General features: G+C 72.1%; 11 protein-coding genes. 6 read left to right on the top strand and 5 right to left on the bottom strand.

Translation table 11 applies throughout. The features are described 5' to 3' along the window. Positions 1–70 precede the first annotated feature (70 nt). The 4 genes from ACFPFQ_RS22775 (at position 71) to ACFPFQ_RS22790 (ending at position 5,126) form a co-directional block, all read left to right on the top strand. The gene (locus ACFPFQ_RS22775; RefSeq protein WP_379622047.1) at positions 71–814 is read left to right on the top strand and encodes a lipase family alpha/beta hydrolase; all 744 of its coding nucleotides are present in this window, start codon (positions 71–73) and stop codon (positions 812–814) included. Then, the gene (locus tag ACFPFQ_RS22780) at positions 814–2,247 is read left to right on the top strand and encodes a WS/DGAT/MGAT family O-acyltransferase (RefSeq protein ID WP_379622049.1); all 1,434 of its coding nucleotides are present in this window, start codon (positions 814–816) and stop codon (positions 2,245–2,247) included. The genes ACFPFQ_RS22775 and ACFPFQ_RS22780 overlap by 1 nt, the downstream gene beginning before the upstream one ends. Beyond that, positions 2,244–4,019, top strand: a complete 1,776-nt coding sequence (locus ACFPFQ_RS22785; RefSeq protein WP_379622051.1) for an AMP-dependent synthetase/ligase — start codon at positions 2,244–2,246, stop codon at positions 4,017–4,019. Before ACFPFQ_RS22780 ends, ACFPFQ_RS22785 begins: the two co-directional genes overlap by 4 nt. A gap of 111 nt (positions 4,020–4,130) precedes the next feature. Continuing rightward, on the top strand, positions 4,131–5,126 hold the full coding sequence (locus ACFPFQ_RS22790; RefSeq protein WP_379622053.1) for a sigma-70 family RNA polymerase sigma factor: 996 nt from the start codon (positions 4,131–4,133) through the stop codon (positions 5,124–5,126). 19 nt (positions 5,127–5,145) lie between these two features. On the opposite strand, the gene ACFPFQ_RS22795 is transcribed toward ACFPFQ_RS22790, so the two are convergent. The 4 genes from ACFPFQ_RS22795 to ACFPFQ_RS22810 form a co-directional block, all read right to left on the bottom strand. Continuing rightward, positions 5,146–5,844 carry a class I SAM-dependent methyltransferase gene (locus ACFPFQ_RS22795; protein WP_379622055.1) on the bottom strand — a complete coding sequence of 233 codons (699 nt, stop codon included), beginning with the start codon at positions 5,842–5,844 and terminating at the stop codon, positions 5,146–5,148. 27 nt (positions 5,845–5,871) lie between these two features. Beyond that, entirely contained in the window at positions 5,872–7,143 is a 1,272-nt protein-coding gene (locus ACFPFQ_RS22800) for an MFS transporter (RefSeq protein WP_379622057.1), read from the bottom strand. Next, positions 7,140–7,592, bottom strand: coding sequence for a MarR family winged helix-turn-helix transcriptional regulator (locus ACFPFQ_RS22805; RefSeq protein ID WP_379622059.1), 453 nt, complete (start codon positions 7,590–7,592; stop codon positions 7,140–7,142). Before ACFPFQ_RS22805 ends, ACFPFQ_RS22800 begins: the two co-directional genes overlap by 4 nt. An 83-nt stretch (positions 7,593–7,675) precedes the next feature. Beyond that, positions 7,676–9,676, bottom strand: coding sequence for a TPM domain-containing protein (locus tag ACFPFQ_RS22810; protein WP_379622061.1), 2,001 nt, complete (start codon positions 9,674–9,676; stop codon positions 7,676–7,678). Positions 9,677–9,791: 115 nt separating this feature from the next. On the opposite strand from ACFPFQ_RS22810, the gene ACFPFQ_RS22815 reads away from it, so the two are divergent. Beyond that, entirely contained in the window at positions 9,792–10,415 is a 624-nt protein-coding gene (locus tag ACFPFQ_RS22815; RefSeq protein WP_379622063.1) for a YczE/YyaS/YitT family protein, read from the top strand. Positions 10,416–10,491: 76 nt separating this feature from the next. Here ACFPFQ_RS22815 and ACFPFQ_RS22820 read toward each other — a convergent pair whose 3' ends face one another. Then, a complete protein-coding gene (locus ACFPFQ_RS22820) occupies positions 10,492–11,754 on the bottom strand; it encodes a multidrug effflux MFS transporter (RefSeq protein ID WP_379622065.1) in 1,263 nt (420 codons plus the stop codon). A gap of 197 nt (positions 11,755–11,951) precedes the next feature. On the opposite strand from ACFPFQ_RS22820, the gene ACFPFQ_RS22825 reads away from it, so the two are divergent. Then, positions 11,952–13,106, top strand: coding sequence for a pyridoxal phosphate-dependent aminotransferase (locus tag ACFPFQ_RS22825; RefSeq protein ID WP_379622067.1), 1,155 nt, complete (start codon positions 11,952–11,954; stop codon positions 13,104–13,106). Positions 13,107–13,110 lie beyond the last annotated feature (4 nt).

Below are 13,110 nucleotides of genomic sequence, written 5' to 3' on the forward strand. Positions count from 1 at the left end.
TTTCTCGGTCTTGACATCCCCTGTTCACCCGGATTAGCTGCGAGCTGTTTCCAGAGAGGGGAGCCGGTACATGGCCGTGCCGATGACGTTCCCGCGCCCCTCGCGATGGCTGCTCGGGCTCGAGGCGCCGCGGGCCACGTGGGAGTTCGGATGGTTCGCCGCATGGGCGCCCGCGGCGCTGCTCGCCCCGCGCGGTGACGGCCACACGGTGCTGCTGCTGCCGGGGTTCATGGCCGACGACTCGTCCACCGCCGCGCTGCGGATGGTGCTGCGCGCGCTCGGCTACGACGCCCGCGGGTGGGGGCTCGGGCGCAACCTCGGACCCACCGCTCCCGTCGTCGAGGGGCTCGTCGCGCTCGTCGAACGCGGGTACGCCGAGTCGGGTCGCCCGGTCAGCCTCGTCGGTGTGAGCCTCGGTGGTGTGTTCGCCCGCGAGATGGCCCGCCGCCACCCCGAGCGCGTCCGCCAGGTGATCACCCTGGCCAGCCCGTTCCGGCTGCCGCCGCGCTACTCCGGGCCGCACGACACCCACGCGAGCAGCCTGTACCGCAGCCTCGGCCCGATGCACGAGCCGCAGACCGTCCGCACCGACGCGCCGCTCACGGTGCCCACCACCGCCGTCTACACCCGTACCGACGGCATCGTGCCGTGGGAGTCGTGCCTCGACGAGGAGGGTCCGACCAGCGAGAACGTCGAGGTCTGGGGCAGCCACTGCGGCATCGGCCACAACCCGTTCGCCCTCCGGGTGATCACCGACCGCCTCGCTCAGCCCGCAGGCAGCTGGGCGCCCTACCGCGCCGAGAAGGAGAACTGATGGATCAGATGAGCCTGCTCGACGCCTCGTTCCTGTACATGGAGAACGACACCACGCCGATGCACATCGGGGGCGTCGCGGTCTTCGAGGGCCCACCTGCCTCCCACGACGAGCTGATCACGCGGTTCGCCGCGAAGATGCCGCTGGTGCCGCGCTACCGGCAGAAGGTGCAGTTCCTGCCGCTGGACATCGGCCGCCCGGCCTGGGTCGACGACCCGCACTTCAACCTGGAGTACCACCTGCGCCGCACCGCCGTGCCCGCTCCCGGTGGGCGCGCCGAGCTGGACAACCTGGTGGCGAGGGTGATGTCGCAGCACCTCGACCGGGCCCGGCCGCTGTGGGAGGTCTGGGTCGTGGAGGGCCTCGAGGACGACCAGTGGGCGATCGTGTCGAAGGTCCACCACTGCATGGTCGACGGCGTGGCCGCCACCGACCTGATGTCGGTGCTGTTCGACCTGGAGCAGGACCCCGCGCCGCTGCCGGCCGCCCCACCGTGGCGGCCGCGGCCGGCGCCGACCCCGCTCGACGTGCTGGGCGGCACGCTCTCGGGCGTCGTGAGCCCCGCCGATCGGGTGTGGAAGCTGCTCGGGTCGCTGCGAGACCCCCGCGGGTTCGCCGGATCCGGGGTGGAGACGATCCGGGCCTTCGCCGGGATGGCGCCCCACCTCGTCCCGCCGAAGGATGCCACGTCGCTCAACGGTGCGTACGGCCCGCACCGGCGCTGGACCTCGGCGCACAGCTCGCTCGCCGACATCAAGGCCATCCGCGCCGCGCTCGGCGGCACGATCAACGACGTCGTGCTGACCGCCATCACGCGCGGGTTCCGGGATGTGCTGATCGGGCGCGGGGAGAACACGCCCAGCCGCACCATCCGCACCATGGTGCCGGTCTCGGTGCGTGCCGAGCACGAGAAGGGCGCCTACAACAACAAGGTCTCCTCGGTGTTCGCCGACCTGCCCGTCGGGCTGGACGACCCGGCCGCGCGGCTGGCCGCGATCCGCGCGTCGATGGACGGCATCAAGAAGTCGAAGGGCGCCGTGGCCGGTGCCCGGCTCGCCGAGCTGGGTGACTTCGCCCCGCCGATGCTGCTGGCAGCCGGGCAGCGCCGGGCCGCCACGATGGCGCAGACCAGCTTCCACACCGTCACCACCAACGTGCCGGGCCCGCAGCGGCCGCTGTACTTCGCGGGCCGCGTGCTGCTCCAGTCGGCGCCGATCATCCCGCTGGGGGCCTCGATCCGCACCGCGATCGGGATCTTCTCCTACAACGGCGGTGTCCATTTCGGGATCACCGGTGACTACGACACCGTGCCCGACATCGACGTGCTGGCGCGGGGCATCGAGGCGGGCGTCGCCGAGCTGCTCGAGATCGCCCGCGCGGCCGGCGCAGCCGCTGATTCCGCATCCGTACCGGCGAAGGGAGTACGAGCATGACCGTCCAGGACGTGGATCGACAGGTGGAAGTGCCCACCACGGTCTCGGAGATGTCGCGGTTCGGCGCGCAGCGGTTCGGCGACAGCCCGGCGCAGCGGTTCAAGCGCGACGGTGAGTGGCAGGACGTCTCGTACGCGCAGCTGCACGAGTGCGCCACCGAGATCGCCCGTGGACTGATCGCGCTCGGGGTCGCCGCCGGTGACCGGGTCGCGGTGCTCGCCGACACCCGGGCCGAGTGGACGCAGGCCGAGCTGGGCATCGCGGCCGCGGGCGCGGTCGTCGTCCCGATCTACCCGTCGAGCACGGCCGACGAGTGCGCCTGGGTGCTGGGCGACTCGGGATCGGTCGCCGTCTTCGTCGAGGACGCCACCCAGCTCGCCAAGATCGACCAGGTGCGGGGGGAGCTCCCGGCCCTGCAGCACGCCGTCACGTTCACCGACGGCGACGTCACCACGCTCGAGGCGCTGCGCGCGAGCGGCCGCGACGGCGACATCGCCGAGGTCACGCGCCGCACCGATGCCGTGCACCCGGACGACCCGGGCCTGATCATCTACACCTCCGGCACCACCGGACGTCCCAAGGGCTGCGTGCTGGCGCACCGCAACCTCACCGCCTGCTGCGCGGTCTGCAACGAGCTCGACGTCGTCAACAGCAACGACGTGGTGTACCTGTTCCTGCCGATGGCGCACGTGTTCGCGCAGGTCACGGTGCTCGGATCGGCCGGGGCGGGCGCCGTGGTGGCGTACTGCAGCAACGGCGCCAAGGGCATCATGACCGACCTGCAGGAGGTCTCGCCGACGTACCTGCCGTCCGTGCCGCGGATCTTCGAGAAGATCTTCGCAGGCGTCGCCGGGATGGTGCCCGCAGACCTGCGGACACGTGCCGTCGCCGCCGGGATGGCCGTCCAGAAGCTGCGCGAGGCCGGTCAGCCGATCCCCGCCGAGCTGCAGGCCGGCTTCGACCTCGCCGACTCCCAGCTGTTCGCGAAGGTGCGCGCGGTCTTCGGTGGCAAGCTGCGGCAGGCGGTGAGCGGTGCTGCGCCGATCGCGACGGAGATCCTGGAGTTCTTCTACGCGGCGGGCGTGCCGGTGTACGAGGGTTACGGGCTGTCGGAGTCGGCGGCGATGGGCACGCTCAACTCGGCGGGCCACATGCGCATCGGGTCGATCGGGCGGGCGATCCCGGGCTGCGAGGTCCGCATCGCCGAGGACGGCGAGATCCTCATGCGCGGCGGTCACATCTTCACCGGCTACTGGAACAACGAGGCGGCCACCGCGGAGACGATCGTCGATGGCTGGCTGCAGTCCGGTGACCTCGGCACGATCGACGACGACGGCTTCGTCACGATCATCGGCCGCAAGAAGGACATCATCATCACCGCGGGCGGCAAGAACCTCACGCCGAACAACCTGGAGAACGACCTGCGGCAGTCGCCGTGGATCTCCCAGGCCGTGATGCACGGCGACCGCAGGCCCTACCCGGTCGCGCTGATCACGCTCGACGCCGAGCTCATCGTGCCGTGGGCGCAGCAGCAGGGCCTGCCCGGCGATGTGGCCGAGCTCGCCACGCACCCCACCGTCGTCGCGATGGTGCAGGAGGTGCTCGACGGGGTGAACGAGCGCTACGCGAAGGTCTCGCAGATCAAGAAGTTCCTCATCCTCGACCACGACCTCTCGGTGGAGACGGGCGAGCTGACCCCCACCCTCAAGGTCAAGCGCCGCGTCGTGGACGACCGGTACAAGGAGCTGTTCGACGGGCTGTATGGCGGGTAGGCCGTACGCAACACGAGAGCCTGCCGGAGCCGGGCCGCTGCGACTGTCGGTGTCCTTCCATAGGGTGTCCGGCAGCAGCGTGATCCACGGCACCCGGAGGGACGGCCCGCGATGACCGAGGTGGTCGACAGCACGGCGAAGGTGCACGGCACCTGGAATCCGGAGTTCGAGAAGCACCGCGTCGAGCTCACCGGGTACTGCTACCGCATGCTCGGTTCGGCCTTCGACGCCGAGGACGCCGTGCAGGAGACGCTCGTGCGGGCGTGGAAGGCCTACGACCGGTTCGAGGGGCGCTCGTCGCTGCGGTCGTGGCTCTACCGCATCGCCACCAACGTCTGCCTCACGATGCTCGAGGGCCGGGGCCGGCGCGCCCGGCCGATGGACTTCGGTCCGGCCGCGATGGTCGAGTCGGCCCAGCTCGGCGAGCCGCACGGGGAGGCCACCTGGCTGCAGCCGGTGCCTGATGCCCGGGTGCTGCCCACCGAGGGTGATCCCGCCGATCGAGCCATCGCCAAGGAGAGCATCCGGCTGGCGTTCGTCGCGGCGCTGCAGCACCTGCCGCCGCGGCAGCGTGCGGTGCTCATCCTTCGCGAGGTGCTGCAGTGGAGCGCCGCCGAGACGGCGGAGCTGCTGGGCAGCACCGTCGCGTCGGTCAACAGCGCGTTGCAGAGGTCGCGGGCAACGCTCGCCGCGCAGGATCTCAGCGTCGGCGGCGGTTCGCAGGCGTTCGGCGAGGAGCAGCAGGCGCTGCTGGAGCGCTACGCCGATGCCTTCGAGCGCTACGACATCGCGTCGCTGGTCACGCTGCTGCACGAGGATGCGGTGCTCTCGATGCCGCCCTACGAGCTGTGGATCACCGGGCCCGTCGAGATCGAGAAGTGGTGGGCCGGGCCGGGCATCGGCTGCGCCGGCTCGCGGCTCGTCCCGGTGCAGGTCAACGGCGCCACCGGCTTCGGGCAGTACCGCCCCAGCAACACCGGCAGCGGCCACGACGCCTGGGCGCTGCAGGTGGTCGAGGTCGCGGGCGACCGCGTGGTCGGCCTCAACGCGTTCCTCGATACCGCGATCATGTTCCCGCTGTTCGGGCTGCCGCTGCACCTGGACTGACGGCGGGGTCGGCCTGCGTTCAGGGCAGGTTGAAGAAGATCATCGGGTTGCGGGTGGTGCCGCGCGCCCCTTCGATGCCGAGTTCCGCTCGCACCCGATTGATCTCCGCGAACACGGCGGGGGAGTTCTTGCGGGAGGCGCTGAACACCCGCACCCCACGTTCCTGCAGCCACGACACCACCACGGCGCCCTCCGACCAGATCCGGGCCCGGCGGCCGCGGAACACGTCGTGCACGCTCACCGGGATGCCTGCCGGCATCAGCGGGAACAGGTGCTCGAGGTACCAGTCGCCGAAGCGCTGGCCGTGGTCGGCGTCCACGAACAGGTAGTCGACGTCCGCGGGCACGGCGGCGAGGTTGGCCTTCATGTCGCCCTGCACGAACGTCCAGCGGTCGGCGGCGAGATCGGCGGGCACCTGGCGCACCACGTTGTCGATCTTGTCGAACGAGTGCAGCCGGCCGGTGCCGTTGTCGCGCAACGCGCTGAGCAGCCACGTGGTGGACCAGCCGTGGAACGTGCCGAGCTCCATCACCGTGGCCGGGCGCCGGTCGCGCAGCAGCAGGTAGGTGATCTCGGCCTCGAGATCGTCGAGTTGCGGCGTCATGCGACCCCTGGCCGCGATCCGGAACGTGCGCTGCTGCTCGACGACGGCCACGAGATCCGAGCTGTACTTGCGGTACAGGCCGCAGACGTACCCCAGACGGTCCTGCTCTTCCACGGCGAGGAGCCTACGGTGGCGCCGTCCTCAGACCGTGGCGGGTGCGACGGCGGCAGCGCGTCCCGCGATCCGGCGCATCACCAGCGCGCCGCCCACGGCCGCCACCAGGCAGGACAGCGCGCCCATGACCAGTCCGGCGCGGCCTCCGAGGTGCTGGACCACGACGCCGGCGATCGGCCCGCCGATCGGTGTCGAGCCGAGGAAGGCCACGGCCCACAGCGCCATGACCCGACCCCGCATGTGCGGCGCGGACGTGAGCTGCAGCGTGCTGTTGCCGGTGGAGAGGAACGCGACGCTCGTGGCGCCCACCAGTGCCATCCCGACGAGGGCCACCACCAGGTTGGGGGCGAGCGCGACGCCCAGCATCGCGATGCCGAACGCGGTGGCCATCACGACGAGCGGGCCGAGGCCGGTGCGGCCGCGGGCGGCGACGGCGAGCCCGCCGACCACCGCTCCCACGCCCATCGCGGCGGTGAGGAAGCCGTAGGTGCTCGCGTCGCCGCCGAACGTCTGCTGCGCGACGACCGGCAGCACCACCTGGAACTCGTAGGCCAGGCAGCCGATCAGCGCCATCATGAGCAGCGGCACGGCCAGCGCGGGCGTGCGTCGGACGTAGGCCAGGCCCTCGCGGAGCTGGCCGGGTGCCCGCGGCGTGGGGACCGACGGGGTGAGCGCGGCGACGTCGAGGCGCCACAGTGAGATCACCACGGCCACGAAGCTCGCCGCGTTGATCAGGAAGCACACCCCGATGCCGCCCGCGGCGATCACGAGACCGGCGATCGCCGGCCCGACCGCCCGCGCGACGTTGACCAGTACCGAGTTGAGGCTCACCGCGTTGCGCAGATCGGTGGGGCCCACCATCTCCAGCACGAAGGCCTGTCGGGCCGGGTTCTCGAAGCAGTTGTTGAGCCCGAGCAGGAAGGCGAGCAGGTAGACCTGCCACAGCGTGACGAGCCCGGTGATCGTGAGGATGCCGAGCGCGAGCGCGAGCACGCCCATCATCGACTGCAGCCCGATCATCAGCTTGCGCTTGTCGAGCCGGTCGGCGACGACGCCACCGTAGGGTCCGAGCACGAGCGTCGGCAGCGTCTGCAGGGCGATCACGACACCGAGTGCGGTTGCCGAGCCGGTGAGCTGCAGCACCAGCCAGGACTGGGCGATGGACTGCATCCAGGTGCCGGCGAGTGACACGGCCTGGCCGCGGGTGTAGCGGCGGTAGTTGGGGTTGGCTAGCGAGGCGAAGGTCTGTCGGCCGAGCAGCTTCAACGGGGCTGCGGCGCGGACGCCGAGCGCGGTCATGCGTTCTCCGGGGGTTTCTGCAGCGCCGCGGCGAGCGCCTCGAGTGCGGGCAGCGCCGCGAGCAGGGGGGTGGCGCCCGTGTCGGGCATCGTGGCAAGGCGCTCGGCGAGCAGCCGCGTGCGCTCGGCCCGCAGCCGGAGCGTGAGCTCCCGCCCCTCCGGGGTGGTCTCGACGCGCGCGGCGCGGCCGTCGGCCGGGTCGGGTGAGCGCACCAGCAGACCACGGTCCTCGAGCTTGGCGACGATGCGCGAGAGCATGGTCGGGTTGACACCCTCGAGGTCGGCCAGCTCGCTGATCCGCAAGGGGCCGTTGTGGTTGACGGTGGCGAGCGTCGAGGCCTGGGTGCGGGTGAGCGAATCCCCCCGGGTCTGGCGGTCGAGCTGCCGGGCGATGCGGGCGAGTGCGATGCGCAGGCGCGCGACGTCGTCCTCGTCGAAGCGGTCCGGCATCACGCTCTCCTAGTTAGTTGCCTGCCAGCAAGCATATACCTTTGCCGAGTCGAGCGGGGGAGCCGTCGGCCACACCCGATCGATCAGAAGCGGCCGCCACCGCCGCGGCGCCCGCCACCCGACGAGCCACCCCCGAACCCGCCGGACGAGCCGCCGAACCCACCGCGATAGCCGCCACCCCCGCCGCCGCGCGATCCGCCGCCACTGAGACCGCCGGACAGGATGCCACCGAGGATCAGGCTGCCCAGGTCGACGCCGAGGCCCGAGCCGCCACCGCCGCCCGACGTGGGACCCGACCACTGCGAGACGTCGTTCTGCGCGAGCCGCAGCGCCTCCTGGGCCAGCGCATCGGCCTGCTGGGCCTCCTGCAGCGCTGCGACGGGGTCGCCGCCGGTCTGGGTCAGGTGGCGCTGAGCCTCGGCGAGGCGGGTGCGGGCCATCGTCTCGACGGCCCCGCGTCGGGTGGTGATGAAGTCCTCGGCGGCGGCGATCGCCGCGCGGGCGGTGAGCAGCGCCTGGTCCAGTGCCGCGGCGGCCCGCCTCGTCCGGTCCTGCGCGGCCCGGGCCTCGTCGAGGCCCTTGTCGAGTGCGGCGCCGGCCTCGGCGAGCAGCCGCAGCGCCGCGATCGGATCGGGCTGCGTGGCGCTCGCGGCCCCATCGGCTGCGGTGACCGCGGCCTCGGCGCGCGCGACGATCGGTCCGAGCCCGCCCGGATCGCCCTGCTGCACCACGGCGCGCGCCTCGGCGATGTCCTGCTCCACCTCCGCGCGCGCGGCCGCGATCCCCGCGGCGGCGTCGGTGAGCTCGATGCCGCGGCGGGGGATGCCGTCGAGCAGCGTCTCGGCCTGGGTGAGCGCGTCCTCGGCCGCATGCGCCGAGAGCACCGCGACCGCCGCGCCGGGCCCGGCGAGCTCGGTTCGGGCCTCGCCGACCTCGGTGCCGGCCGCGGTGATCAGCTGACCCGCCTGGCCGAGGTTGCCGGCCACCGGTTCGAGAGCCGACGCGGCGTAGCGCTGCTGCAGCGCCGCCCAGGCCGCCTGGGCCTGCGGCACCCGCGCGGTGACCGCGTCGAGCCGGGTGCTGAGCCCGGCGATGTACTCGGGGGCCTTCGCCTCCAGGCCGCGCAGCTTGTCGAACGCGTCCACCTGCGCGTCGAGGCGCTCGTCGGCGGAACGGCAGGCCCGGATGATCTCGGCGAGCATCGAGCGCTTGGTGGGCTCGTCCTCGGGGATGTCGTCGTCGAGCTGCTGGCGCAGGGTGAAGCCGCGCAGCATGTCGGCGCGGGACTGCTCCAGCGCGGTGGCGAAGCCGCCGACCGCGGCGTCACCGAAGTGGCCGCGGGCGGCGAGCAGCTCCTGCTCGGAGTTGCGGACGGCGTCGTCCACCTTCAGCAGCGCGTCGCTGCTCTGGTAGTTGAGGTCGTCGGTGGAGACGTCGGTGAACTCGTCACGCGGCGGTGCGGGCGCGGTACCCGCCGGCGCGCCGGGGTCCTTCGGCCCGCCGGTCGTGGCCGCCCCCTTCGCCTTCTTCCGGCGCTGGTAGAGCAGGTAACCGCCGCCTCCGATGACGACCAGCCCGCCGACCACGGCGATGCCGCCCGCGGTCAGGCCGCTGCTGCTGCTGCTCCCGCCCGTGCGCAGCCCGTCGGCCAGCGCGATGGCGGCGCCCGCCCAGTCGCTCGCCGAGAGCTTCGGCTCCACGTCATCGGTGCGGATCTTGTCGGTGGTCGCCGCCGACAGGCGGAACGACGTGTCGAACGAGACACCGTAGGCGCGGTCCTGCACGGCGACGGCCAGCAGCACCTGGTCGCGACCCAGCTGCGACGCCTTGGCGGCCTGGTTGGCCCACGCCTCGCCGTCGAGGCCGTTGAAGGTCTTCACGAACGCGACGAACAGCACGGTCTTGCTGTCGGTGCGCAGCTGGTCGAGCGCGGTGTTGATCCGGGACCTGGCGCCGGCGTCGAGCACGCCCGCGGTGTCGGTGAGCCGATCGGCCAGCCGCGACGGCGGCTCGGCCAGCGCGATGCCGGCACCGGACAGCAGGAGCGCCGCCAGCACCGCGACAAGGGTGAAGAGCCTGCGCACGACGACCTCCGCTGGTGGGGAACATCGACATCATGCTGGGTCGGACGGGATCGGTGGAGTCCACCCGCCGCGGATTGGCCATGGCGATTCCGGACGGGTGACCCACGATGGGTCCATGGCAGTCCTCGACCTCCGCCCGTTCCCCGTCACCCGCAACCCGGGCAGACGCGTTCCGCAGCTCGCGGCGGGGCTCGTGCTGTACGGCGCGAGCATGGCGCTGATGGTGCGGGCGTCGCTCGGGCTCGACCCGTGGGACGTGCTGCACGAGGGTCTCACCAAGCACGTCCCGCTCAGCTTCGGCGTGATCACGGCCATCACCGGCGTTGCGGTCCTGCTGCTGTGGATCCCGCTGCGGCAGCGTCCCGGCATCGGCACGGTGGCCAACGTCGTGGTGATCGCGGTGGCCGTCGACGTGGCGCTGGCGTGGATCCCGGCCCCGGGGCGCCTGCTGTGGCAGATCGTGATGCTGGTCGGCGGTGTGGTGCTCAACGGCGTCGCCACCGCGGCGTACGTGGGCGCGCGGCTGGGCCCGGGACCCCGCGACGGCCTGATGACGGGGTTCGCGGCCCGGACGGGCCGGCCGGTGTGGCTGGTGCGCACCAGCCTGGAGATAACGGTGCTGGCCTGCGGCTGGCTGCTCGGCGGCACGGTCGGCGTCGGCACGGTGCTCTACGCGCTGGCGATCGGCCCGCTCGCGCAGCTGTTCCTGCCGCTGTTCGCGGTGCGGGAGCGCAGCTGAACCCCGCACCGCGCCAACCCAATGGCCATCGCGCCGACGGCGAGACGTCGGCGCGGTGGCTACGCGGTTGGCGCGGTCAGTGCGCGACGGCGACCGTGGCCGGGGCGTCGATGCTCTCGAGCTCCCACGGCTTGACCACGAACACGAGCACGGCGAGCGCCACGAGCAGGCCGCCGGAGACGACGGCGCCCATGGCGACCGCGTCGTTGCCGAGGATGCCGACCATCGGCGACACGATCGCCCCGACGCCGAACTGGGTGGCGCCGAGCATCGCGGCCGCGGTGCCCGCCGCCTCACCGTGGCGCCCGAGTGCCAGCGCGGGAGCGTTCGGGAACGCCAGACCGCAGGCGAACAGCACGATCCACAGCGGGATGATGATCCCGACGATGCCGCCGGTGCCCACCATCGCCGAGCCGAACAGCGCGATCCCGGCCAGCGATCCTGCGATCACCGCGCCGAGCAGCAGCTGGCGCGGCTCGAAGCGACGCAGCAGGTAGGCGTTGAGCTGGGTGGCGCCGATCAGGAGCACCGCGCCCGCTCCGAAGAGCAGCCCGAACTGCTGCTGGTCGAGCCCGAACTCCTGCTGGAAGACGAACGAGGACCCGGAGATGTAGCCGAACAGCCCCGCCATCGTCAGCCCGGCGACGAGCACGAGCCCGACGAAGGTGCGGTCGCGCAACAGGCCGCGGTAGGTGCTCAGCGTCGATCGGAGGCCGGCCTTGCGGCGCCTCTCGACCGGGAGCGTCTCGCGCAGGGTCCACGCGGCAACGGGGATGATCACCAGACCGAAGATCGCCAGCGCGACGAACACCCCGCGCCACGAGGTGAAGCGCAGCAGCTCGCCACCGATCGTCGGGGCGATGACCGGAGCGACCCCCATCACGAGCGTCAGCCGTGAGAGCAGGGTGGCTGCCGCACGCCCGGTGAACAGGTCGCGGACGATCGCCATGGCGACGACCGCACCGGCGGCGGCGCCGATGCCCTGCAGCACGCGCAACCCGCCGAGCACGGCGACGTTCGGGGCCAGCACGATCAGCACCGAGGCGATGACGTGCACGCTCGCGCCGATCAGCAGCGGCTTGCGCCGCCCGAAGGAGTCCGACAGCGGTCCGATGACCAGCTGGCCCAGTGCGAGCCCGACCAGCGTGCCGGTGAGGGTGAGCTGGATCGTCGCGGAGCTGGTGGCCAGGTCGGCCGTGATGGACGGCAGCGCCGGCAGGTACATGTCGATGGTCAGCGGGCCCAGCGCGATCAGCGCGCCGAGCACGAGGATGAGCCTGAGGCGTTGGCCCCGACCCTGGGGAGCGTCCGAGCCCTGCTCGACCCGTTCGGGTGTCATCGTCACTGATGACTCAAGACCATGCCGCGGCCGCGTGTTCCCGACACGCGGGAGTGTGACCCGATCCATCCCTGATCGGACCAGTGCCGGTGGCGGTCGGTAGCGCCTGCGCAGATCCGACAGTACGTCGTCGACGGGTGCGACGGCGGCCGGGTTCGGTGCGATCGCCACGTGTCGTCTCCGGTTACGGTGGCGGCATGCTGGTGGAGCGGATGCGCCCCTTCACGTCGACCATCTTCGCGGAGATGTCGGCGCTCGCCCTGCGCGCAGGGGCGATCAACCTCGGTCAGGGCTTCCCGGACACCGACGGCCCGCCGTCGCTGCTCGCCGACGCCGCGGCCAACATCACCGGCGGGCTGAACCAGTACCCGCCCGGACCGGGGATCCCGGCGCTGCGCACGGCCGTCGCCGAGCACCAGCAGCGCTTCTACGGCCTCGACGTCGACCCCGAGCACGTGCTCATCACCACCGGAGCCACCGAGGCCATCGCGTCCGCGGTGCTGGGACTGTGCGAGTCGGGCGACGAGGTGGTGACGTTCCAGCCGTACTACGACTCGTACGCGGCCACGGTCGCGCTCGCCGGGGCCACCCTGAAGGCGGTGCCGCTGCGGCCGCCGACCTTCGGCTTCGACCCCGACGAGCTGCGCGCGGCGTTCTCGGCGCGCACGAAGGTCGTGCTGGTCAACACGCCGCACAACCCCACCGGCGCGATGTTCGACCGCGAGCAGCTCACGCTGATCGGCGAGCTCGCCGCCGAGCACGGGGCGATCGTCGTCACCGACGAGGTCTACGAGCACATGACCTTCGACGGCCGCGAGCACATCCCGATGGCGACGCTGCCGGGCATGGCCGAGCGCACGCTCACCATCTCGTCGGCGGGCAAGACGTTCTCCGTCACCGGCTGGAAGGTCGGCTGGGTCAGCGGCCCACCGGAGCTCGTGGCGGCGGTGCGGGCGGCCAAGCAGTTCCTCACCTACGTCAGCGGCGCGCCGTTCCAGCCCGCGATCGCCTCGGCGCTCGCCCTGCCGGATGCGTTCTACAGCGATCTCGCGGAGGGCCTGCAGCGCAAGCGCGACCTGCTCTCGGACGGGCTGCGCGCCGCCGGCTTCACCGTCTACCCGACGTCGGGCACGTACTTCGTGGTCACCGACGCCGCGTCGCTGGGCGTCACCGACGGTTCGGCGTTCTGCTTCCGGCTGCCCGAGCTCGCCGGGGTGGCCGCGGTGCCGGTCTCGGTGTTCTGCTCCGACCCGGAACTGGGCCGCACGCTGGTGCGCTTCGCGTTCTGCAAGCGCGACGAGGTGCTCACCGACGCGGTGGGCCGGCTGGCCGGACTGAGGGCGAAAGTATGAGAGG

The organism is Pseudonocardia sp. GCM10023141, from assembly GCF_042653605.1.